The sequence below is a fragment of the Pseudoalteromonas piscicida genome (genome assembly GCF_002208135.1).
GTDB lineage: Bacteria > Pseudomonadota > Gammaproteobacteria > Enterobacterales > Alteromonadaceae > Pseudoalteromonas > Pseudoalteromonas piscicida_A.
In genome coordinates, this window is the sequence record NZ_CP021646.1 from 2,918,194 (window position 1) to 2,941,857 (window position 23,664).

Annotated in this window: 17 protein-coding genes; 4 read left to right on the forward strand and 13 right to left on the reverse strand. The window is 44.6% G+C overall.

From position 1 onward, the window contains the following. Positions 1–4: 4 nt before the first annotated feature. On the reverse strand, positions 5–2,671 hold the full coding sequence (gene aceE / locus B1L02_RS13585) for a pyruvate dehydrogenase (acetyl-transferring), homodimeric type (RefSeq protein ID WP_088531443.1): 2,667 nt from the start codon (positions 2,669–2,671) through the stop codon (positions 5–7). A gap of 70 nt (positions 2,672–2,741) precedes the next feature. After that, positions 2,742–3,491 carry a pyruvate dehydrogenase complex transcriptional repressor PdhR gene (gene pdhR / locus B1L02_RS13590; RefSeq protein ID WP_010370324.1) on the reverse strand — a complete coding sequence of 250 codons (750 nt, stop codon included), beginning with the start codon at positions 3,489–3,491 and terminating at the stop codon, positions 2,742–2,744. 237 nt (positions 3,492–3,728) lie between these two features. Between pdhR and B1L02_RS23785 the strand changes: the two genes are divergently transcribed. Next, positions 3,729–3,872 (forward strand): hypothetical protein, encoded by a 144-nt coding sequence (locus tag B1L02_RS23785; RefSeq protein ID WP_157757246.1) that lies wholly within the window; start codon positions 3,729–3,731, stop codon positions 3,870–3,872. A gap of 175 nt (positions 3,873–4,047) precedes the next feature. Here the strand turns inward: B1L02_RS23785 and B1L02_RS13595 are convergent, their stop codons facing one another. Beyond that, positions 4,048–4,758, reverse strand: a complete 711-nt coding sequence (locus B1L02_RS13595; RefSeq protein ID WP_088531444.1) for a substrate-binding periplasmic protein — start codon at positions 4,756–4,758, stop codon at positions 4,048–4,050. 268 nt (positions 4,759–5,026) lie between these two features. Here B1L02_RS13595 and B1L02_RS13600 point away from each other — a divergent pair, with 268 nt between their 5' ends. Then, positions 5,027–6,106, forward strand: a complete 1,080-nt coding sequence (locus tag B1L02_RS13600) for a DUF1570 domain-containing protein (protein WP_232003091.1) — start codon at positions 5,027–5,029, stop codon at positions 6,104–6,106. A 1,646-nt stretch (positions 6,107–7,752) separates the two neighbouring features. Here B1L02_RS13600 and B1L02_RS13605 read toward each other — a convergent pair. The 6 genes from B1L02_RS13605 to serB all read right to left on the reverse strand — a co-directional run bounded on the left by B1L02_RS13605 (position 7,753) and on the right by serB (position 17,586). Continuing rightward, positions 7,753–8,831 (reverse strand): IS3 family transposase gene (locus B1L02_RS13605; protein WP_117332817.1). Its coding sequence is split into 2 segments (ribosomal slippage): positions 7,753–8,579 and positions 8,579–8,831, totalling 1,080 coding nucleotides; the frame shifts between segments, so codons are not numbered across the junction. 64 nt (positions 8,832–8,895) lie between these two features. Next, a complete protein-coding gene (locus tag B1L02_RS24135) occupies positions 8,896–9,285 on the reverse strand; it encodes a hypothetical protein (protein WP_174694556.1) in 390 nt (129 codons plus the stop codon). Further along, positions 9,255–9,980 (reverse strand): hypothetical protein, encoded by a 726-nt coding sequence (locus B1L02_RS24560; protein ID WP_232003092.1) that lies wholly within the window; start codon positions 9,978–9,980, stop codon positions 9,255–9,257. Before B1L02_RS24560 ends, B1L02_RS24135 begins: the two co-directional genes overlap by 31 nt. Positions 9,981–10,064: 84 nt before the next feature. Further along, complete coding sequence (locus tag B1L02_RS13620; RefSeq protein ID WP_088531447.1) at positions 10,065–10,742, reverse strand: GAD-like domain-containing protein; 678 nt, start codon at positions 10,740–10,742, stop codon at positions 10,065–10,067. 66 nt (positions 10,743–10,808) lie between these two features. Continuing rightward, positions 10,809–14,417 (reverse strand): polymorphic toxin type 15 domain-containing protein, encoded by a 3,609-nt coding sequence (locus tag B1L02_RS24565; RefSeq protein WP_167651258.1) that lies wholly within the window; start codon positions 14,415–14,417, stop codon positions 10,809–10,811. Between the two features lie 2,155 nt (positions 14,418–16,572). Continuing rightward, the gene (gene serB / locus B1L02_RS13640; protein ID WP_088531448.1) at positions 16,573–17,586 is read right to left on the reverse strand and encodes a phosphoserine phosphatase SerB; all 1,014 of its coding nucleotides are present in this window, start codon (positions 17,584–17,586) and stop codon (positions 16,573–16,575) included. 95 nt (positions 17,587–17,681) lie between these two features. On the opposite strand from serB, the gene B1L02_RS13645 reads away from it, so the two are divergent. Both B1L02_RS13645 and B1L02_RS13650 read left to right on the forward strand, forming a co-directional pair. Further along, positions 17,682–18,323 carry an AhpA/YtjB family protein gene (locus B1L02_RS13645; RefSeq protein WP_088531449.1) on the forward strand — a complete coding sequence of 214 codons (642 nt, stop codon included), beginning with the start codon at positions 17,682–17,684 and terminating at the stop codon, positions 18,321–18,323. Positions 18,324–18,468: 145 nt separating this feature from the next. Continuing rightward, positions 18,469–19,137: a thioesterase II family protein gene (locus B1L02_RS13650; RefSeq protein WP_223192002.1), complete on the forward strand. Its 669-nt coding sequence runs from the start codon at positions 18,469–18,471 to the stop codon at positions 19,135–19,137. Between the two features lie 313 nt (positions 19,138–19,450). Here the strand turns inward: B1L02_RS13650 and B1L02_RS13655 are convergent, their stop codons facing one another. The 4 genes from B1L02_RS13655 to argS all read right to left on the reverse strand — a co-directional run bounded on the left by B1L02_RS13655 (position 19,451) and on the right by argS (position 23,653). Then, a complete protein-coding gene (locus B1L02_RS13655; protein WP_088531450.1) occupies positions 19,451–20,005 on the reverse strand; it encodes a hypothetical protein in 555 nt (184 codons plus the stop codon). Between the two features lie 426 nt (positions 20,006–20,431). Beyond that, a complete protein-coding gene (locus B1L02_RS13660) occupies positions 20,432–21,235 on the reverse strand; it encodes a TatD family hydrolase (RefSeq protein WP_088531451.1) in 804 nt (267 codons plus the stop codon). Beyond that, complete coding sequence (gene pdxH / locus B1L02_RS13665) at positions 21,201–21,842, reverse strand: pyridoxamine 5'-phosphate oxidase (RefSeq protein WP_197696989.1); 642 nt, start codon at positions 21,840–21,842, stop codon at positions 21,201–21,203. Before pdxH ends, B1L02_RS13660 begins: the two co-directional genes overlap by 35 nt. Before the next feature lie 68 nt (positions 21,843–21,910). After that, complete coding sequence (argS, locus tag B1L02_RS13670; protein WP_088531453.1) at positions 21,911–23,653, reverse strand: arginine--tRNA ligase; 1,743 nt, start codon at positions 23,651–23,653, stop codon at positions 21,911–21,913. Positions 23,654–23,664 lie beyond the last annotated feature (11 nt).

Consider the following 23,664-nt stretch of genomic DNA (forward strand, 5'->3'; position numbering starts at 1 on the left):
CCTCTTATGCGTAAAGTGGGTTAGTTTTGGTGGTGTCGATATCAAATTTCTTGATAGCGTCAGTCACTACTGATTTTTCAACTTTGCCTTGCTTAACTAGCTCGCCAAGTGCTGCAACTACCACGTAACCGGCGTTCACTTCAAAGTGACGACGTAAGTTTTCACGGCTGTCTGAACGACCGTAGCCGTCTGTACCAAGTACTTTGTAAGATGCGCTTGGCATAAATGCACGTACTTGATCAGCGTAGTTTTTCATGTAATCCGTAGCAGCAATTGCTGGCGCATCACCAAGTACGCTGGTGATGTAAGCTACTTTTTGCTCTGCTTCTGGGTTAAGCATGTTGAAACGCTCTGCATCTTGACCGTCACGAGCAAGCTCGTTGAATGACGTTACAGAGAATACGTCTGAACCGATACCGTAGTCGTCGCTTAGGATCTGCGCCGCTTTACGTACTTCGTTCAGGATAGTACCCGAGCCCATTAGCTGAACCTGTGCTTTGTCGCCAGTGTAGCTTTCAAGCTTGTAAATACCCTTACGAATACCTTCTTCAGCGCCCTCAGGCATTGCTGGCATATGGTAGTTTTCGTTCATGAGCGTTAGGTAGTAGAACACGTTCTCTTGCTCTGGACCGTACATACGACGGATACCATCTTGCAGAATAACCGCTACTTCGTAAGCAAACGTTGGGTCGTAAGAAATACAGTTAGGCACGGTACCTGCTTGAATATGCGAATGACCATCTTCGTGCTGTAGACCTTCACCATTTAGCGTTGTACGACCAGCGGTTGCACCCAATAGGAAGCCTCGCGCTTGTTGGTCGCCCGCCATCCACGCCATATCACCTACACGTTGGAAACCAAACATTGAGTAGTAGATATAGAACGGGATCATTGGTAGGTCGTTGGTGCTGTATGACGTTGCTGCTGCAACCCATGAAGACATCGCGCCTAGCTCATTGATACCTTCTTGTAGTACCTGACCTGACGTTGCTTCTTTATAGTAAGAAACGATATCGCGGTCTTCTGGGCTGTAGTTTTGGCCGTGCGGGTTGTAAATACCGATTTGACGGAATAAACCTTCCATACCAAAGGTACGCGCTTCATCAGCAATAATTGGAACAATGCTCTTGCCGATATTCTTGTCTTTTAACAAGATATTTAGCGCACGAACGTATGCCATTGTGGTTGAGATATCACGCTTTTGTTCTTCTAGAAGCGGTTTAAATGCATCAAGCTCAGGTAGCGTAAGCGTTTCTGTGAAGTTAGGTAGACGCTTAGGTGTATAGCCGTGAAGCGCGTTACGACGAGCATGTAGATATTCGTGCTCTTTTGACCCTTCTTCTAGCGTCAAATAAGGTAGCTCTTGTAATTGCTCATCAGATACCAAGTCATCTAGACCTAGACGTGAACGTAGGTGCGCTACGTGTGTCATGTCCATTTTCTTAACTTGGTGAGCAATGTTTTTACCTTCAGCCGCAGCGCCCATGCCGTAACCTTTAACGGTTTTAGCTAGGATAACCGTTGGACGACCTTTGGTGTCTTGTGCCGCTTTAAATGCAGCAAATAGCTTAGATGGCTCATGACCACCGCGCTTTAACGCGAAGATTTCGTCGTCAGTCATATCAGCAACAAGCGCTGCTGTTTCTGGGTAACGACCGAAGAAGTGTTCACGTACGAAGGCACCATCTTTTGCTTTGTAAGTTTGGTAATCACCGTCAACTGTTTCATTCATCAGTTGTAGCAATTTACCCGTAGTGTCTTTGGCAAGTAGCTTATCCCAACCAGAACCCCAAACGACTTTGATCACGTTCCAACCAGCACCTTTAAATAGGCCTTCTAGCTCTTGGATGATCTTACCGTTACCCATTACTGGGCCGTCAAGACGCTGTAGGTTACAGTTGATTAGGTAGCATAGGTTGTCTAGCTTTTCACGGGCAGCGAATGAAATCGCACCACGTGATTCTGGCTCGTCCATTTCACCATCACCAAGGAAGGCGTAAACGCGTTGCTCAGACGTATCTTTTAGACCACGGCCATCTAGGTACTTAAGGAAACGCGCTTGGTAGATAGACGCGATTGGACCTAGACCCATAGAAACCGTCGGGAACTGCCAAAATTCAGGCATTAACTTAGGGTGTGGGTATGAAGAAATACCGTTACCGTCTACTTCCTGACGGAAGTTATCTAGCTGCTCAGCGCTTAGGCGGCCTTCAACAAATGCACGAGCATAAATGCCCGGAGAGATGTGACCTTGGTAATACACTAAGTCACCACCGTCTTTCTCGTTTGGTGCACGGAAGAAGTGGTTGAAACACATTTCATAGAATGCAGCTGACGACTGGTAAGAGGCCATATGCCCGCCCAGCTCAAGATCTTTCTTCGAAGCACGAAGTACGATCATAATAGCATTCCAACGGATGATAGAGCGAATACGACGCTCAAGGTTCACATCCCCAGGATACGCAGGCTCTTGATCTGCTGGGATAGTGTTGACATAGTTAGTCGTAGTGCCTGTTGGCATATCTACGCCATCAAGACGCGCTTGCTCTAATACTTGCTCTAACAAGAACTGAGCGCGCTCTACGCCTTCTTCTTTTACGACCGACTCAAGCGCCTGTAACCATTCTTGGGTTTCTAGCGCGTCTACGTCAATTTTATTGACTTCAGACATATGGAGTGTTCCTTATGTTTAAAATACGAATTTATTCTATTTGTGCCAATTCTTACTGAATCAAGCCCGATTACTGCTGCTTAGTTCTACGCAGTGAACGTTCTATTCGCGAACGCTCTTTACCGGCTTCTAATAACGCTTCTTCGATAAAGGCTAAGTGGGCGTTACTAGCAAGTCTTGCTTGTTCAGGGTTACCATTGATCACCGCATCTAATAACAACTTTCTGTGCTCACCGAGCTGCTCACTCACGTCTGATTTTTGCACCAAGACCGTTAAGTTTTGCAACACGTTTTGCTCAAGCAATGACTGCATCCCTTTTACAAGATGAAGCAGGACGACGTTATGTGACGCTTCTGCAACGGCAAAGTGAAAAGCATTAATTGCCCTTGCCTTTTGCATCAGGTCATCACCTATCTCTGCAATATTGTCAAAGCTTTGTTGTACCTTTGCAAAGTCATTTTCTGTGCCCCTGAGTGCCGCGTAGTAGGCGGCGATGCCTTCTAATGCATGACGAAACTCAAGTAAATCAAACTGAGATTCTGGATGCTTACTGATCAAGTCGAATAACGGATCAGTCAGCCCTTCTTCTAGCTGATTTTTAACATACGTGCCACCACCTTGACGACGGGTAACAAGCCCCTTAGCTTCCAATTTCTGGATAGCCTCACGAAGTGATGGACGCGACACTTCAAATTGCTTAGCTAGTTCACGCTCAGGCGGCAACTTTGCACCGGGTAATAACGAGCCCTCGAGGATCATATTCTCAAGCTGTTCTAGTATTACGTCGGATAATTTTGCTGCTTTAATCTTTAAAGACATTGAAATAACGCCAATTTTTTATGATGTGACCTAGCCAGACCGCTGACTTATTTTAATCAATTTGGTAAGAATTAACTTCATAGGTAAATTGGTCATACCAAATTTGCACAATACGTTATCAAAATCCATGACAACTGTCAAAATTCAGCCCAATTCAATAATTAGCTGAGTGTAAAAACAACAGTTGGCGTGCATAAACTTTAACCAAGAATCGGGTAAATTTAAAAGGCGATTTAAATGGTCAGACCAGATAGACATATACCATTTAACGCAAAATCAAGCTGCCAGAAAGGCGATTTGGATAAGGCAAGTCTTAATCTAAAGCAGCCAATGACGATTCAAGATAGTCTTTACGATTGTTGGCTGCAAAGCATGCTCTAAAATCCCACTGAATACACTATTAGGCTTTACGTGTAATAACATTCTTTATGCTTTATATACCGTCAAAATAGGCAACAGGCTATGAAAAACATTAAAAACAAATTTGGATTCTAACTTATGAATGATTTCGCAACGGATCAGGACATTATTTGGTTTTAGCAAAACCAAAAAGCAATCAATCGGTAAACACACGAGAGCAACGAGCACGATACTGAACAACATAGTCTTCATCAGCCCATAGCTTTTTAAGCCCTTCGTTATACAACTCAACATATTCACTATGATGCTTATTGATAAGCAAATAGCCTTTTTGGATAAAAGCAGGGATCGCTTGCGCAGCTAATAACTCCGCTTCTTCAGCTGGCAGTTCCTGCTGATAGGACTTCGCCGACTTTTCGTCCATAATCATAATATCTGCACGATTTCGTAGGATCAGTGCCACATTTTTACTGGTATACGTGGCATATGAAGTTTTGATTTCAAACGTCTCTATCGCCTCTAGCAGAGAAGGCGGATAAGTTAACCCTTGATTGAGCAACAATCTAAATGGCTTAAGATCTGCGTAACTCGTATAGGTAAACGCTAAATCTCGATGGTGATAAAAGCGAGCCGTTTCTTCAGTGAGTGGGTGTTGAGTGTAAATATAATCTTTGCTCCTTTGCTCACTGTAATACCAATAAGCACTACCGATGTAAGCCGCCTTCATTCCTTCTTGATAGGCGCGCTCCCAAGGCATAAATAAAAACCGGACTTTTATATCAGAGCGCGCAAAGACATCTCGGATCACAGCAGCCACACAGCCTTGATCTTGTTTCGCTTGAGTCTCTAGTGCGCTCGCACTCCTGCCCACACAGCACAGTAAAATCAACGGCCAAACTACTTTCATCTGTATGCTCTGTTATTTTTTCAAAAAGTATAGGCAACGAATTAGATTATGGGTACATTGTTGTAGAAAAAAGAATGGCAAATAATGCAAACGACACGCTATGACACACTAAAGTAGATGTTATTTAATGCCATGGGAGTAAGCCGATAATCAAATTACCCATTGCCAAGTTTACCGATAATCGAGTATAACCAGAGTCTCTGGGCATGTATTATACAAGGATATCACTTTGGTTTGGCGGGTCTTTGTCCTACTACTTATCATCACAATGATATTGTTTGCACTTTATTTTATCTATCCAAGTGCAGCAGCAAACTCGATGAGGTCTATCAAGCCTTTATTGACTGAATTTGGTATACAGCTAGAAACCCATACAGAAAAACGTTTAAGTCAGCCAAACACCACTCCTCACCTAACGGTTGCACCACCAAAAGTAACAAGACAACAGCTACCTAAAATACCAGAAAAAACCTTTTATAACCTAAACGGGCACAGTGATATTGTTAATATGTTCAGCGGTATCTCAACACCTACCTGCGGGGCACTAAAGCGCGAAGTATTTTCCTTGCAAACGCAATTCAACAACATGGAAAATTTTAAACTTAATCTAACGGGTGAACCCGTGAGCCCTTATGTTGAGTATCAGGCGCAGCAAGCCCTCAACGTGGTGTATATGATGTTTAAGCACTTTTTTAACCAGTTAGCGCATAAAAAAGCCTTATCTCCAATCCAGTTGAACATGCATATTGCCGCCAATGACGCTGACTACAATGCGCTAATCCTCTCTCGCGATGCAGAGCCCGCTGACACCTTGGGTATGTACTTCTTGTTTCAAAACCAAGGCTTTATCAATGGCGGTCGCACTGAAGAAGAAACGCTAAGAACGCTCATTCACGAGTCCGTGCACGCCCTAGTTTTTTACTATTTCGGCGTAACCCCTCGATGGGTAACGGAAGGCTTAGCCGAGTATTTTGAGCACCTAAGAATTACCGACACAGGTCAATTTTCAGTTTACCTCTCTGACGAAGATTGGCTGACGAAAGAAGGGATTTTGAAATCGCGCTTTACCAAGCTTGATATTAACACCCTATTCAATAGCGAAAATCAGTGGCAAACCATGCAAAGTACCACCTTATATGCCAATAGTTACCTGTTTACGGGATTTATGGTCGAGCACAACAGCAACGCTTTTTTCGAGTATTTACGACAAGAAAGCAGCAATCCGTGCAATATAGTCCCTGCACAAAACATCGAGCAGCTCTTTCGTAACTTTAATGAAAACGTCGAAACACATTTTGAGGGATGGCGTAACACACCTCGCCAAATTCAAAGCGGTACATGGCAATAACTCTTCCTGTGAGAGTAAGCACGGATTATTTTAGCAATTAAGCTGTTTGTAACAACGACAAAAACAATCAGCATAGCCTCCTAATAAGCAGTGCAGATAGCTTTGTAGGGAGGCGGTTCACGCGCCGAGAAGTGTGCTTTTCGGGTAGTCGTAGCCCACGAATGGGCGTCGAAACCTGTCAGGAGGATGGGCTGATTTCACGATAAGTTTCAAGCAATCAGCCGTTAGCAAAATAAACCTCCATGTTTAATATCAAAGCGCATCCATGCGCTCCTCGTTCATTCTTTTAAAACGACGAAAAAGAACGAACCAAGAAAACGTCGCCCCAGCATCACACTTAATCCTCAAACCCTAAGCCAATATAGTGCAACCGTCTTGTAAGGCACCTCCCTGTGCCAGACAATACTTTGGCCGACATCCTGTCGGCACATTGCATATCGACTTATGCTTTTCGGGTGTGATGGAGGGGAGTAAGTCGCCTGTGGAATTTCCACTTTCTCAGTAGCAATAGAGTAGTTTATAAGCTCAAAAGCGGCTCCAGCCTCACAGTGTAAATAGCGTTGTGGGAGGCGGTTTACCCGCCGAGAAGTTATGCTTTTCGGGTGCGGTGAAGAAGTACCTTTTCTTTTGCTACCTTTTCTTTGGGGCAAGCAAAGAAAAGGTTGTCGTAGCCCATGAATGGGCGTCGAAAACTGTCAGGAGGATGGGCTGACTTCACGATAAATTTCGAGCTACCAGCCGTCAGCAATATAAACCTCCATGTTTAATATCAAAGCGCATCCATGCGCTCCTCGTTCATTCTTTTTAAACGACGAAAAAGAACGAACCAAGAAAACGTCGCCCCAACATCACACTTAATCCTCAAACCCTAAGCCGATATAGTGCAACCGTCTTGTAAGGCACGTCCTTGTACCAGACAAGACTTGGCCGACATCCTGTCGGCACATTGCATATCGACTTATGCTTTTCGGGTGTGATGGAGGGGAGTAAGTCGCCTGTGGAATTTCCACTTTCTCAGTAGCAATAGAGTAGTTTATAAGCTCAAAAGCGGCTCCAGCCTCACAGTGTAAATAGCGTTGTGGGAGGCGGTTTACCCGCCGAGAAGTTATGCTTTTCGGGTGCGGTGAAGAAGTACCTTTTCTTTTGCTACCTTTTCTTTGGGGCAAGCAAAGAAAAGGTTGTCGTAGCCCATGAATGGGCGTCGAAAACTGTCAGGAGAATGGGCTGACTTCACGATAAATTTCGAGCTACCAGCCGTCAGCAATATAAACCTCCATGTTTAATATCAAAGCGCATCCATGCGCTCCTCGTTCATTCTTTTTAAACGACGAAAAAGAACGAACCAAGAAAACGTCGCCCCAACATCACACTTAATCCTCAAACCCTAAGCCGATATAGTGCAACCGTCTTGTAAGGCACGTCCTTGTACCAGACAAGACTTGGCCGACATCCTGTCGGCACATTGCATATCGACTTATGCTTTTCGGGTGTGATGGAGGGGAGTAAGTTGCTTGTGAGATTTTCTACGATTTTAGCGATTAAGCTGCTTGCAAGTATCGCAAAAACTACCAGCACAGTATCCATGCTTAAATTTTTAGAGCTGTACTGTAACTCCACCCAATTTAGTACAGCTATTTCGTAGAATTTTATGCAGCCTCAAGATAACCAATTGGTGTCATATCGCCAAGTGAATCATGTGGTCGCTCATAATTATAAATATCTAACCACTGATCAGTGATTTCACGTACTTCTTGCAGTGACTCAAACAAGTATAAATCGAGCACTTCTTCACGATAACTTCGGTTAAACCTTTCCACAAAACCATTCTGGTAAGGACTGCCTGGCTCTATAAATTCCAACTTGATGTCATTTTTTATTGCCCAATCTTCGAGTGCCGCTGAAGTAAATTCTGGGCCATTGTCCACTCTAATCTGCTTTGGTTTACCGCGCCAAGCAATAATTTGTTGTAGCGTTCTAATAACTCGTTCAGAAGTTAAGCTTGTATCGACCTCAATCGCCAGTGCTTGTCGGTTGAAATCATCCAGCACATTCAGTGTTCTAAAACGATGTCCATAGCTTAATGCGTCACTCATAAAGTCCATTGACCACGATTCATTATGTTGTGTCGGTGCACTTAATGGTTCAGGTGTTCTTGTTGGAACACGGCGCTTCCCCTTACGTCTCAAGTTTAGTTTTAGCATGTTGTAAACGCGTTCAACACGCTTTTTATTCCACGGCTTACCTTTATTGCGAAGCCTTTTGAATAGCTTAGGCAGCCCCCACCTAGGATGGCGCTCTACCAGCGCAAGTAATGCGTCGATAACGTCATCATCTAACGGCCGTTTATGTTTGTGGTAAAAAGCTGAGCGGCTTAGCCCTGCCACTTCACAAGCAAATGCGACGCTGACGTTAAATTGAGCTCTTAAATGCTCTACCCAAGCTCTGCGCCTACTTGTTTTTACTGCTTTTTTGCGATGATATCCTCAAGCATCGAGTGCTTTAGGCTAAGCGTTGCAAACATATCTTTTAGCTTACGGTTTTCTTCTTCAAGCTCTTTAAGTCGCTTAACGTCTGAAGCTTCCATCCCGCCATATTTTGAGCGCCATTTGTAAAATGTACTTTGGCCGATACCATGTTTGCGGCAGATTTCTGGCACAGGAATACCTGACTCAGCTTCCTTGATCATGCTGACAATTTGGGTTTCGGTGAACTTGCTTTTTCTCATCGTAAATTTTCCTATTTTAGTTAATGGAAAATTCTACTTATAAACTGTTTCATTTTTTGGGGAGTTACAGGTCGCCTTTACCGAGCTTGCGTAAAACGGCAAGCGCAGCGGAGAGTGATTCTCCGGTATTTTTTAAGATAACCTTACCTACGCCTTTGACTGCTGAGCCCACTACTGGCACCAAACCAATACCCGTAAGGGTAAAGGCCAGCCAAGCGTCAGTGTCGTTGGCTTCATCATCGTCAGTCAGTAACATGACATTGGCGGTGATATCTCGTAAATCCATGACTTGGTCGATAATCGGTATCATGGAAATCAAGGTACCTACCACGATTTGTGACGTGGAGGGGTTTTGATTAAAGTCGCCTTGTAGTGTGCCCCATAACCAATCACCTGCTTGAGTTGCAATGCCATTGGCTTCTATCAGTGGTGCGGTATTGCCGCTGCGTACCATTTCAGCGGCTTGCGCTGGGGTGATTTGTCCATACAGTGGGTTTTTAGGGCGATTATCTTCTGGCAGGTAATCGCGTTTGTCCTCACCATATTGCACGGTGTATTGACCAGGCGGGCATTCTCAATTTTTGCTTTACCGCTGTCATCTAAGTTACCAGTCAGCGCTGTGCCGTTTGCAAATCGAATGGTATAAGGTGCGCCCATGATTGGGCTGCCATCTTGATAGGTATAAGACAACTCAATGGTACTGCTCGCCATGGTGGCAATGCCATCGGCGGCCAGTGAGAGTCGAGCATTCTCAGAGAGGGCTTGAATTTGCGGTACACTTGGCATAGTGGCGCTTTGTTTGCCACCAATATCTTGCTCCATGCTACCGTCAAACACGGTCATGGCTTTGCCTTTTAAGGTCAGTAACTTGTCTGCAAAGATGTTGACGTTACCACTTGAGTCGATGCTGATTTCACTGCCGCCATTGGCAAGGGTGAGGTTGCCAGAGCCACTGCCTTTTACTGCGATATTGCCTTGACTTTGAATGATTTGACTTCCCGCCGGCGCGGTGATGGTAAGGTTGTTGTCTGCCTTGAGCTTTATATCACTTTGGATAACACTGCGATGGCTGCGACCCGCCTTAAGGGTGATATTTTGTGTGGCGCTGACGTCTATTTGATTAGCGATGAGTTCAAAGTTAATCATCATCGCATTTTCAATTAATAAGTAAGTGTTTTTAGTGGTAAGGAGTTAAGTGGTTTTTATTTGCTACTTTAATAACAGGAGCATTTATTATGAATAAGCCTTAGCTATAAGCCCTTGTTGGTCTAGTATTTCTTTCTGACCAAATGATGCTAATACACTTAGATGGGCGAAAATATTTACTTTACTGACATTGTCAATGGTAGGCTGCCCACCAAGAAAAAAAGCAGGTTCAAAAGCATACATTTCGTTATATTTTAATTGAGATAATCGAAGTTTACATTTCTCAAAAAGTAAGCCTCCACTCGTATCATCTATATCCAGCGATGTTGGCCTTTTTGCACCAAAGAAAAACTGTATGGCATCGTTTTCTTCTCCAACTGCTATGTCTTCGGCATTACCTTCTTTCTCTATAATCCAACCGTGAGATGGGTCGATTAGATATTTATGTCCAAATTTCTCTCCCCATAAGAATAGCTCTCCAAAAGCACTGCGAGCAATTACATAATATGTGTCTTGCTCGATGATACCTATATCTCCAAGCCATGCATCTAAGGTATCTTCAAAATCATCGGGATTAGTTAACCAAAAAAGTCCTTCCCCGAAACCAGAAAATCCGTATTCACTCCAATATTCTAATAATCTAGTAGGTAGTTTACCTTCAAACTTTTTTATTATTTCTGCTGGGGCTTGATTTTTTTCACTAGGCTCTTCAAACTTTTCAAGAAACCACTCGAAATCTTCATCTATTTCAAATTGTTTGGTCATTATTCTAACCTCCTTACTTACACCGTTCTAATTCTATATTCATTTGGGTGGTAGGGCCCATTGTTCTCAACGCAACCCTTGCTGCCTCATCCATACCGGAAACTCTCCCCCTTTAGACCACTGAGAACCGAGAGAGGAGTTTACATTTTTATTTCCGAGTTTGTTGATCTTATCACTACCGCCCGCTATCAGGTCAGGATCATGTAAAGCAGCTAACTGAGACATTTGTTCTTTTATCTTCTCTGTTGCGACTTTATCAGCATTTCGACCTTTAATACCCTGCTTTCTCAAACTTTTTAATATTGATTCATACATTTCGTCCTCTAACTTTTTTCTTGCTGATACTTGTGCCATTCCGCCATTCGTTAGAATTTTTCTTGCTTTTTTATGTCCATGCTCTTTAACAAGGTCAGTCAAGGTTTTACGGTTTTCTAAATATTGTTCAACCGTCATTTTATTGATGCCGTGCTGCTGAGCTTTTAGTTGTTTATAAAACTCTTTTTCTAGAGCTTGCTTACCACCCTTAAAGTTCTTCGCTAAGTCTTCGCCAGGCATGAAGCAAGGAGGTCTATACTTCTTCATTTTTATAGCTTTGAGTTTAGCCCCCGGCAACTCATTCCCTTTTGGCGGCTCCAACTCATCGGCTTTGGCTTTGGTGGGCTTATCGGTAACGCCTCGAATTGGTGGTTGGCCTTGATATTCATCCAGTGCTTTATTAACTCGCTGTCCGATTTCTTGGGCGGCTTGTTGCATATGCTGGTCGATTTTGGGGGTGACATCGTCTAGGCGTTTAACCGTGGCTTGCATGCCTTCGATGGCGGCGTCTGGAAGTAGTAGGTCGTACTGCCAACTGGTAGACATGTCATCAAGTGAATCGCGCAGGCCTTTGACGATGTTTTTTACTTCCGTGGCGGATTGTTTTCCTAGGTCTTGCCAGTTGATGTCTCTTAGGTATTTAACTGGGTCGCCTTTACCGAGCTTGCGTAAAACGGCAAGCGCAGCAGAGAGCGATTCTCCAGTATTTTTTAAGATAACCTTGCCCACGCCTTTGACTGCTGAGCCCACTACTGGCACTAAACCAATACCCGTTAGGGTAAAGGCAAGCCAAGCGTCGGTGTCGTTGGCTTCATCATCGTCGGTCAGTAACATGACATTGGCGGTGATATCTCGTAAATCCATGACTTGGTCGATAATCGGTATCATGGAAATCAAGGTACCTACCACGATTTGTGACGTGGAGGGGTTTTGATTAAAGTCGCCTTGTAGTGTGCCCCACAACCAATCCCCTGCTTGGGTTGCAATGCCATTGGCTTCTATCAGTGGTGCGGTATTGCCGCTGCGTACCATTTCAGCCGCTTGCGCTGGAGTGATTTGTCCATACAGTGGGTTTTTAGGGCGATTATCTTCTGGCAGGTAATCGCGTTTGTCCTCACCATATTGCACGGTGTATTGACCAGGCGGGGCATTCTCAATTTTTGCTTTACCGCTGTCATCTAAGTTACCAGTCAACTCTGTGCCGTTTGCAAATCGAATGGTATAAGGCGCGCCCATAATTGGGCTGCCATCTTGATAGGTATAAGACAGCTCAATGGTACTACTCGCCATGGTGGCAATGCCATCGGCGGCCAGTGAGAGTCGAGCATTTTCAGACAGCGCTTGAATTTGCGGCACACTCGGCATCGTGGCGCTTTGTTTACCACCAATATCTTGCTCCATGCTACCGTCAAACACGGTCATGGCTTTGCCTTTTAAGGTCAGTAACTTGTCTGCAAAGATGTTGACGTTACCACTTGAGTCAATACTGATTTCACTGCCGCCATTGGCAAGGGTGAGGTTGCCAGAGCCACTGCCTTTTACTGCGATATTGCCTTGACTTTGGATGATTTGACTTCCCGCGGGAGCGGTAATGGTAAGGTTGTTATCTGCCTTGAGGTTTATATCACTTTGGATAACACTGCGATGGCTGCGACCCGCCTTAAGGGTCAAATTTTGTTTGGCGCTGACGTCAATTTGATTGGCGGTGACGTCTAGGTTGGTTGCTGCATCAATAATCACCGACTTTTTACTCTCCAGTGCCAGTTGTTGTTTGGCGCTGGCAATAAAGGTTTTATTGGTGAGTAGTCGAATTGCGCTTTTAACACTGCCAAGTTGTATGTCTTTGGCCGCAAAAATATTCATCGCACCAAGTTGCGCAAGCCAGTGAATATAGGGCTGCTTTTTATCCCCATGTAAGACTAAGTACTGATTGCTCGCTAGGGTTTGCAACACAATATGCGGGGTATTTGGGGTGTCATCAAACATCAACAGGTTTTGGCCGCGAGAGCACAACACGTTTTGGGCGTTATTGGCGCTAGTAACAACCGATGGTTGGGTGTCGTTAAGCGCAAACCCTAACAGGTAACTTTGGTCAGGGTCGTTGTTCATACAACCGATGAGCACATTACTGTCTGGCAGCAGTGGAAAGTGTAATCCCGTTGGTTGCTTTTGACCGCGACAGGCATATTGTGTGAGGCGCTTTACTGATTCAGTCACCTGACTATCAAAATGTACTTGCGTGGCATATTGCCCTTGGGTATCTAGATGAGGATTGGCCTTTGACCCTGACAGCGAGCGCACTGTGGCGGTAAACACCATCGGTTTAGGGCTATGCTCTGGGGGCGCGATACGTATTGGCTCACCCCGTGGTACACACACCGACTCGCTATGATATGCAACTTGCTTAGGGTCATTAGCACTGCCTTGCTTATACACCTGTTTACTGCGAATACAGGTATAATCGCCACCTTTCGCTGTGCCCAATTTACCATTTAACGAAAACGAATAACCGGCATTGGCTTCGGCTACGTTCCCTACCAGCGTGACTTCATTTTTACCTTGTTGATAGGCAAGCTCAAGATTGCCGGTGCGCTCAAATTGCTCAGCGGGATTGTGTGCAGCAGGCTCAAAATAGCTGCGCTGCGCCGAGCTGACCGAGGTTGGTGGATGGGCATTCATATGCACTTGGGAGCCACCCATTCTAAAACGATGGCGACTTTGGCACTGCGTAAACCCAACAAAGCCAGTTTCATGTTCGTGAACCAGACCATCTTTATCCGTCACCGACAGTAAGCCTCGCTCAATATACGGGCTTGCAAGATTCCCCTCGGCAATCACTATCGACTCAATAAAATCATGGCATTCAAACCAATAAATTAAGCCGTACTTTGCTAATAGTCGGGTGAAAAAGGTGTAGTCGTTTTCTAGCGCTTGTACGCACTGCGGTAGCGTGGGTAAGTCTTTAGTGACTCGCCATTTTATCCGGTCTTGTGAATAGCCGGCTTTTTGTATCAACTTATTGAGGACAGTCTGGACATTGGCTTGTACAAAGATTTGGCTTTTTTCTGTTTGCTTAAGTAACTCAAGGCGAGGCTTTAAAACCACCTCTGCACTACAGGTGTGCTCAGACACAAAACCAGATTGGATATCAAACAAAGTCCCAGTGAAATACGTCGATATTGCATCTGGTGACTCAATTTCAAACGTGAGCATATTGCCGACAAGTAACTCATCAGCCAGGTCAAATTGGGATTCTAGGTTCGCTTTGAGTAAAAAGCCGCTATTGATACAGGTCGTGAGTTCAAAATCGACGACATGTACAGGATGGTTAGTACCATACACCACAATCCTTGTTTGCATTTTTTATGTCCACTGTTGTTGGTTAAAGCTGTTCCACCAATACACAATACGACTTCCTAGTGTGCTGCGATTGGTTTTTATTTGCGCGTTATTGTTACATAAAAGGCAAGCATTTTTAACTCATTTTTTTTATTCAGCATTAGAATGCTTATTGGGTGTGCTGGAGAGAGGAAAGTAGCGCTGATTGTTAATTCTGATTTTATCTCCTGAAGCAGCTAAGTCGCTTACAAGCACCACAAGAATTTATCAGCGCCTTGTGTCTCCCTCATCACACCCGAAAGTAAATTGCCAATGCGTCATTTCAACGCATGGATGCGTGAAAAGCGGTGACAGGGCCAAGGATGGCCCTTACACCACGGTGACGTTCATATTGGCAATTTACTTGAGGAGTCAGTGTGATGTTGGGAGTGCCTTTTCTTTTGCGCAACGATTCTTTGGGCATCAAAGAAAAGTAAGTCGTAGCCCATGGATGGGCGTCGAAATCCGTCAGGAGGACGGGCTGACTTTACGGTAAATTTCGAGCTACCAGTCGTTAGCAACATAAACCTCCATGTTTAATATCAAAGCGCATCCATGCGCTCCTCGTTCATTCTTTTTAAACGACGCGATCGAGCGAACCAAGAAAACGTCGCCCCAGCATCACACTTAACCCTCAAATCCTAAGCCGATATATAATACCAATTGCACTAAGTCTCCAATCAATTTGAAGGGTGAAATACCATATTAGCGTCGTTAAAAATTTCTCATTTAGAACAACTAAATAGCAAAATTTTTGCCTAGCTACTAAAGCTATTTCTCCGCTTCAAATTGCTCATTTACCTAATGCAATTGGTATCGCAACCGTCTTGTAAGGCACATCCCTGTGCCTGACAAGACTTGGCCGACATCCTGTCGGCACATTGCATATCGGCTTATGCTTTTCGGGTGAAGAAGAAGTGCCTTTTCTTTTGCGCAACGATTCTTTGGGCATCAAAGAAAAGGTCGTCGTAGTCTATGGATGGGCGTCGAAATCCGTCAGGAGGACGGGCTGACTTTACGGTAAATTTCGAGCTACCAGTCGTTAGTAACATAAACCTCCATGTTTAATATCAAAGCGCATCCATGCGCTTCTCGTTCATTCTTTTTAAACGACGAAAAAGAACGAACCAAGAAAACGTCGCCCCAGCATCACACTTAACCCTCAAATCCTAAGCCGACATAGTGCAACCGCCTTGTAAGGCACGTCCCTGTGCCAGACAAGACTTGGCCGACATCCTGTCGGCACATTGCATATCGTCTTATGCTTTTCGGGTGTGATGGAGGGGGAAATAAGTTGTCTGTTAGCTGTCCACAAAGCCATCAGAAACATAGTTGCTTGCAAGCACCACAAGAATTTATCAGCGCCTTGTGTCTCCCTCATCACACCCGAAAGTAAATTGCCAATGAGTCATTTCAACGCATGGATGCGTGAAAAGCGGTGACAGGGCCAAGGATGGCCCTTACACCACGGTGACGTTCATATTGGCAATTTACTTGAGGAGTCAGTGTGAAGTTGGGAGTGCCTTTTCTTTCGGTATCAAAGAAAGATATTTGTAGTCCATGCATGGGCGTCGAAATCCGTCAGGAGGACATATTAGCCTAACCCTCCATGGCTCGTATCAAAGCGCATCCATGCGCTTCTCGTTCATTCTTTTTAAACGACGAAAAAGAACGAACCAAGAAAACGTCGCCCCAGCATCACACTTAATCCTCAAACCCTAAACCGACATAGTGCAACCGTCTTGTAAGGCACGTCCTTGTGCATGACAAGACTTGGCCGACATCCTATCGGCACATTGCATATCGACTTATGCTTTTCGGGTGTGATGGAGGGGAGTAAGTCGCCTGTGGAATTTCCACTTTCTCAGTAGCAATAGAGTAGTTTATAAGCTCAAAAGCGGCTCCAGCCTCACAGTGTAAATAGCGTTGTGGGAGGCGGTTTACCCGCCGAGAAGTTAAGCTTTTCGGGTGATGAGGGAGTGCCCTTTCTTTTGCGCAACGATTCTTTGGGCATCAAAGAAAAGGTAGTCGTAGCCCATGGATGAGCGTCGAAATCCGTCAGGAAGACGAGCTGACTTAACTCATAGTCTCGAGTTATTGGAGAAATCACCTTCCATGGTACGTATCAAAGCGTATATTATTTCGGCACACCTAGCAAATATAACAGTTGTAACAAAGATCCTTCACAAATAGCCGCGTCGGCACTTTCTACCACTTTTGGCTTACCATGGATTGCCACACCTAGTTGGGCGTTTGCCATCATCACTAAGTCATTTGCGCCATCACCAATGGCAACGGTTTGAGTCATTGGGATCGCATACTGGGTTGCGAGTTGACCTAGCACTTCCGCCTTTTTGTCGGCATCTACGATATCTCCTAGCACTTTGCCGGTGAGGTGCGCGTTTTCCACTTCTAGGGTATTGGCAAATACAGCGTCTAGCAGGAGTGGCTCTATCAATGATTCTGCAAACCATGTAAAGCCACCCGAGGCGATGGCAAGATGCCAGTGATGCTGTTTTAGTGCCTGGCACAACAGCTCTATACCGGGCATTAGCGGTAAGTTTTCTTTTAATGATTGAATTTGTGATAACGGTACGCCAGAAAGTGACGCAACGCGGCGGTGTAGACTTTCAGAAAAAGAGAGTGCCCCCGCCATTGCCTGTGCGGTGACAGAAGCCACTTCATCATATCGGTCGGCCAATCGAGCAATTTCGTCAATACATTCAATTTGAATTGCGGTGGAGTCCATATCCATCACAAGTAGCCCCGGTTCTTCTAAAGTAGGTGCTTGCGTTATAATCGCACCTTGCGCATTAATGCTTTTTGCAAAATCTCTTACTTCAGCCTTGCTCGGCAATTGCGAAGCGTTAAAACGCATACCCAATGCAACAGGGAGCTGTTCATGAGGTTGATATACCGTAAAATAAGTTTGCTCGATAGCAAATGTTCGAAGAAACTTCGCGACTTCCACAAGGTGTTGCAATTGTATATTTGGGCCAAAAAAGCATATTGATTGGGTCGTCAGCTCAGGTAATTGATTTACTTGTGTGAGGCTTGTGTTACCTTGGCAACTATACCAATGATCCAGCGCCATATGTTCCTGAATTGGTGTGTTTAGTTCACGATTAGCGAATTGAATGATTGACGACATAAGTTGCTCCTTGATAGCGTTAAGCCGATTTTTAACATGATTGCGCTAAGCTGTCAGCACTGGACCTTAGCAAAAGCGGGCAATATGCGATAAATATGAAAAATTTACATGTATTAGAAGTGTTAAACTCGACCAGAGGGCGTAGATTATTTCGCCTGTGCATCGCCGCGACGTGTTTAATAATGGTGACTTGGCTTGCGTTTAATACCAGTTTTGAGTCTCATCGCTTGCTCCATAATGGCGCAGACCTTACCGCAAGGAGCCTCACCAAGCAGCTTGCAAAAAATGTGGCATTGCCCCTCTCTCGCAGTGATACGCCAAGGCTCAGCGCACTGGCAAATCACCTCGCTAGCGATGACTTTGTGCTTCAAGTCGCGATTTATGATTATCAAGGACGCTTTATTGTTGGTAACGACGGTAACTCCTCACCTACAGATTACCAGCAGCTACCTCAAACCTTGCCTGGGCTAAGCAAAACCAAAAGCATTATTTCTGAACCCGTTTATACGCCTACCGGACAACCTCTTGGGTTCGTCAACATGGTCTATTTGACAGAAGCTGCTATGTCACAAAGCCACTCTCATTTCCATGAACTTGGACGAGTCGTTTTACTGATGCTGGTGATTACGATGGTATTCACATGGCAAATAGGTCGAGCATTAAAACGCTGGGAAGTAAAACGCAAAATTCGCAAGAAAGTAAAGATGCTACCATCGCCTGAAAATGTTACTCATTAAATGAAGCCAAGTTCCCATTGTCACTATTGTAAATATTTTGATAATATGACTGTTGGTTTATATAAGAACGATAAATGATAAAGGATATGAATAGTAAACTTTTTATTACCCCAAAACCCAATCCAAACGCTGAGTTGCGGCTATTTTGCTTCCCTTATGCGGGGGGTCACCAGCTATATTTACGCCGTGGATAGATAAAACTAGTGAATCTGTAGAGCTCGTTTTTGTGCAGCTTCCAGGGAGAGGGGCTCGACTGATTGAGCCAGCAATAGACAATATGCCGGATATTATCTCTGAACTCATGGTACACAAAGACTATATGACCAGTAAGCCTTTCGCGTTTTTTGGACATAGTCTTGGTAGTCGCATTTCATATGAGCTTGCTTTTCAATTATTAGACGCAGGCTTGCCTACTCCACGTAAAATATTTGCTTCTGCGAGTCGTGCACCGCATTGCACCTCAACTAAACGTCATTTACATGCTCTGCCACACGATGAATTTATTGCTGAGCTTCGTGACTTAAATGGTACGCCAAAAGAAGTCCTTGAAAATAAAGAGCTTATGGAGCTACTGGTACCATTGCTGAGAGCTGATTTTAAAATAGCAGATACCTATGTCGCAGAACAGCGTGCATTACCTATCCCCATTCATGTTTTCCATGGCGTTGATGATGAGATCTTGAATGAACATGTTACTGCATGGCAAGAGCTAACAGCACAACCATATCAGCTTACTGAGTTTTCTGGTGGGCACTTTTTTATTCACCAATACGCTGATGAAATGATCTCAATTATTAATCGGCAATTGGCTTAAGTAGCTTTGGTGCTATGCCGGGAGAGCATAAAGATCGCCGGGTGAACCGGCTCCTACACCTGCTTTTCTATTGCTGGTAGGTATGGTTTTAATTCGCGGAAAAAGCATAAAGATCGCCGGTTGAACCGGCTCCTACACCTGTTTTTCTATTGCTGGTAGGTATGGTTTTATATCGCGGTAACAGCATCAAGATCGCCGGATGAACCGGCTCCTACACGGGTTATTTATCGCTGGTAAGTATGTTTTATATCGCGGTAACTGCGTAAAGATCGCCGGGTGAGCTGGCTCCCGCTTTAAAAGGCAAACATCTATGCTACAGATCCAAAATAAGCGAGGAGAGAATACGATTTAACTGAGATTGGTTAAACTCACCACTTATCTGATAGATAACATCGCTTCCCTTTTTATTAATATAAACCCTATCGTAGTCTTGATTTTCTCCCATAACGACAAAAGCAAAAGTATCGCCGTTTTGGTACACACTCATCGGATTGTTTTCGTCTATGTCAAAAGCCGAGCGAAGCTTTGCTATGTTTTTTACTTTAGGATCCGAATGATACAGGACATGAAAAAATTCGTTTACGCTCATATTCAACTTTTTATGCATATCACCAAGTGAAATTTCCGGTGGGTTTAACGCAATTGCCAACTCAGATTGATCTTGGCTAGTTACAACCGCAGTTTGGTTACTTAGCCCTAAAAAATTAATTTTTGATAGTGTCGTGCTATCGACACAATAAACAACATCAACAACTCTGATATTGACCTTATTACTACAGGATGCGTTTGGAAAAGGGTTCTCTTTTTGTGACGCAATTACCAAATTTGAGGTGAACATTAACGCAGCAAGTAAAATTATATTAAACATAACAACTCAATCCCTGTTGTGATTAATTCTAGTTTTGTTCTGTAACTGTTGGTGATTTCTTAGTTCGGCCTGAGATTAACCCCGTACAAGTGAAAACCTCTTAATGGTATGTTTAAGCTTTTTCGTCCAAAAAATATGAGAGCTGAAATTAAGTGTATAAGCATTAACCAGAAGTGAACAGTGCGCTAGAGCAAGGAATGAGATTGCAGGTCTATATCGCGATAAAAGCATCAAGATCGCCGGGTGAACCGGCTCCTACACCTGCTTTTCTATTGTTGGTAAGTATGGTTTTATATCGTGGTAAAAGCGTAAAGATCGCCGGGTGAACCGGCTCCTACACCTGCTTTTCTATTGCTGGTAGGTATGGTTTTATATCCCATTTGTGATATTGACTCGTAGGTCGAGATTTATCTCGACATCATCAATTTAGCCCAAGCCAAACAACTGCGTGGTATTTCGATAGAGCGCTGAGGCGAGCTCGCTTGGTGTTTCGCTTCGATATTCACAAAGCCTGTCAAATACTTGGGCGACTCGCTTGGGGGAATTCGGCTTCCCCTGATAACCATGTAATGGCATCGACGGCGCATCAGTTTCCAACACTAAGCTTTCAAGCGGCAGCTGTGATATTGCCTGCGCTGTTTTTTCACCTCTTGAGTAGGTAATTGTGCCACCTACTCCGAGTTTAAAACCCTGAGCAATATAATATTCAGCCTGCTGTTTTGAACCTGAAAAAGCATGGATCACCCCGCCATATTGTGGCTTAACACGTTTAAACGCGGCGGCGATTAAGTGATGACTTTTACGGTGATGGACGATTAGCGGGAGCTTTACCTGATTACTCAGTGCGATATGCGCCTCAAACAGCGCAATTTGCCGCTCCAGCGCATCGCAGGTTGTATCGATGCCGCACTCTCCTATCGCACACAGTTGGGTACGATTATGCACTACATGCTCGACCAACGCGGTCATATCCTCGTCGCGGTGTTCGCCAATAAAATAAGGGTGCAACCCCGCCGCGATTTCACATTGTGGATGATGTGCTTGAAACTCAACAAGCTGTTGAGATTGCTTAAGGGTAACGCCAGGCACCACAAAACGCTCAACACCAGCGCTGTGGGCAGCTTTGATATGCATAGCTAAGTCATCTGCCAACTCGTCAAAATCGAGGTGACAGTGACTATCTATAAAGGCGAATTTATGGGTTGAGCCGCTCAATTTCCCAACTGCCATCGGCTTGCTTCACATACATAAAGCGATCATGAAGGCGGTGCTCTCCACCTTGCCAAAACTCAACTTTAGTGGGCTCAACACAGTAACCGCCCCAAAAATCAGGTAGTGGGATTTCGCCTTTAGCGAACTTGTCTTTCATGCTACTAAAGGTTTGCATCAACGCTTGACGAGATGACACTGGGCGCGATTGCTGAGATGCCCACGCTGCAAGCTGACTTTCTTTTGGTCTTGATAAGAAATACTTGGCAACGCGACTGGTTGGTAACGGAACTGCTTCCCCGTACACGATAACCTGACGCTCAATTTCATGCCATGGGAAGTGCAAGCATATCTTGTTGTTTTGCTTTAATTCTTGCGCTTTGCGTGAACCGGTATTGGTAAAGAAGACAAAACCGTGCTCGTCTACATACTTGAGTAAAACAATGCGTTGAGACGGCTGACCGTGCTCGTCAACCGTAGCGACGACCATCGCTGTTGGGTCGGTAAACTTGGCATCAATCGCCTGCTGTAGCCAAGCTTCAAACTGCTCAACGGGTGTGTCTTTTAGCATCTCACGACGTAAACCGTCTTTGGTATATTCTCTGCGAATGTCTTCAAGTTTCATCACAATTTCCTTAACAAAAAAAGCCGCTATAAAGCGGCTTCTAGTATACCTTAATGCAAGTTAAAACTAACTTACATTTGCTCCATCACTTCGATACCAAGCAAATCTAGGCCGGTTTTCAGTGAGTTAGCAACCAGATTACATAGCACTAGACGACTTTCACGAACGTCTGCTGCTACATCATCTTTCAAAATTGGGCACGCTTCATAGAATGTCATATACAAGCTCGCAAGCTCATATAAATAACTACATAATACGTGTGGCGTTGCTTCGCTGATCATCAGATCAAGTACTTCTTCCAGTTGCAGCAGTTTAAGCGCTAGTGCCTTTTCCTGTGGTGCTTGAATTTGAATGCGACCAGTTAGGCTGGCGCTATCCATGTTTGCCTTACGGAAAATACTACGAACACGGGTATAGGCGTACTGCAAATATGGCGCCGTCGCCCCTTCAAAGCTCAGCATCGTATCCCAGTTAAAGATATAATCGCTGGTTCTGTGTTTTGACAGATCGGCGTACTTCACCGCACCAATACCCACTTTGCGTGCGATTTCTTGGCGGGCTTCATCAGATAAGTCAGAGGCTCTGTCAGCGAGCTTTTCTGTCGCACGACTCACCGCTTCGTCAAGTAAGTCTGATAGCTTCACCGTACCGCCAGTACGAGTTTTAAACGGTTTGCCGTCGTTACCCATCATCGTACCGAATAGGCTCGGCTCGTAGCTGGTTTTGTCTTTTAAAAGACCCGCTTTACGTGCTGTGATCTCAACTTGGTTGAAATGTAAGCCCTGACGCGCATCAACAAAAATTAGGATACGGTCAACGTCTAGCTCATTTGAGCGGTAATCACAGGCTGCTAAATCAGTCGTTGAATATAAGAAACCACCACCTGATTTTTGCACGATAAATACGGAAGGTTCACCGTCTTTATTTGCCAATTCGTCAAGGAATACGACTTGAGCGCCCTGATCTTCAACCGCAATGCCTTGCTCTTTTAGCAGCTCAATTACACCGGCAAGACGGTCGTTGTAAGCACTTTCTGCCATGATATCATCACGCGTTAGCGTCACGTTTAGCTTGCCGTATACTTCTTCAGAATGTTTAACAGAAGTGTCGATAAACATCTGCCATAGCTTCTTACAATGTGCATCACCACCTTGTAGTTTTACTACGTAATCACGGGCTTTATCGGCAAAACCAGCTTCGTCATCAAAGCGCTTTTTGGCATCGCGATAAAAGCTTTCCAGATCCGCAAGTGCGACGTTTTCAAGGTCAACACCTTGGTTTAGCAAATCTTCAAGGTGTGCTATCAACATTCCAAACTGGGTACCCCAGTCGCCCATGTGGTTTTGGCGAATAACGGTGTCACCACGGAACTCAAGGGCACGCACAACGGCATCACCAATGATAGTTGAGCGCAGGTGACCTACGTGCATCTCTTTAGCAAGGTTTGGCGAAGAAAAATCGACCACAACTTTGTGAGGCGTAGCATGTTCAGCAACACCTAGCTTGGCATCCGTATTTGCCGCCTCTAGGCTTGTGGCTAAAAACTCAGGCTTGAGGTGAATATTAATAAAACCTGGGCCTGCGATTTCTGTTTTTTCTGCAAGATCGGCAACGTCTAGGTTGTCGATGATCTTCTGCGCCAGCTCTCTTGGATTAGTTTTTAGTGCTTTAGCAGCCCCCATCGCACCGTTAATTTGGTAATCACCAAACTGAGGACGCGTGCTTTGTGTTACCGCTGGGTTTGTACCTTCAGGGATACCAGCCGCTTGCATCGCTGCATTGGCTTTTTCAATTAAAATACTTTTGATGTTCATCTGTTTTCCTT

Bases quoted from the DNA above. Each gene is read 5' to 3' on its own strand.
- serB (WP_088531448.1), bottom strand. From the start codon at position 17,586: ATGTCGTCAATCATTCAATTCGCTAATCGTGAACTAAACACACCAATT.
- B1L02_RS13595 (WP_088531444.1), bottom strand. From the start codon at position 4,758: ATGAAAGTAGTTTGGCCGTTGATTTTACTGTGCTGTGTGGGCAGGAGT.
- B1L02_RS13600 (WP_232003091.1), top strand. From the start codon at position 5,027: ATGATATTGTTTGCACTTTATTTTATCTATCCAAGTGCAGCAGCAAAC.
- pdhR (WP_010370324.1), bottom strand. From the start codon at position 3,491: ATGTCTTTAAAGATTAAAGCAGCAAAATTATCCGACGTAATACTAGAA.
- aceE (WP_088531443.1), bottom strand. From the start codon at position 2,671: ATGTCTGAAGTCAATAAAATTGACGTAGACGCGCTAGAAACCCAAGAA.
- B1L02_RS24565 (WP_167651258.1), bottom strand. From the start codon at position 14,417: ATGCAAACAAGGATTGTGGTGTATGGTACTAACCATCCTGTACATGTC.
- B1L02_RS24135 (WP_174694556.1), bottom strand. From the start codon at position 9,285: ATGGTACGCAGCGGCAATACCGCACCACTGATAGAAGCCAATGGCATT.
- B1L02_RS13620 (WP_088531447.1), bottom strand. From the start codon at position 10,742: ATGACCAAACAATTTGAAATAGATGAAGATTTCGAGTGGTTTCTTGAA.
- B1L02_RS13655 (WP_088531450.1), bottom strand. From the start codon at position 20,005: ATGTTTAATATAATTTTACTTGCTGCGTTAATGTTCACCTCAAATTTG.
- B1L02_RS13660 (WP_088531451.1), bottom strand. From the start codon at position 21,235: ATGGCAGTTGGGAAATTGAGCGGCTCAACCCATAAATTCGCCTTTATA.
- argS (WP_088531453.1), bottom strand. From the start codon at position 23,653: ATGAACATCAAAAGTATTTTAATTGAAAAAGCCAATGCAGCGATGCAA.
- B1L02_RS13645 (WP_088531449.1), top strand. From the start codon at position 17,682: ATGAAAAATTTACATGTATTAGAAGTGTTAAACTCGACCAGAGGGCGT.
- B1L02_RS24560 (WP_232003092.1), bottom strand. From the start codon at position 9,980: ATGATGATTAACTTTGAACTCATCGCTAATCAAATAGACGTCAGCGCC.
- B1L02_RS23785 (WP_157757246.1), top strand. From the start codon at position 3,729: ATGGTCAGACCAGATAGACATATACCATTTAACGCAAAATCAAGCTGC.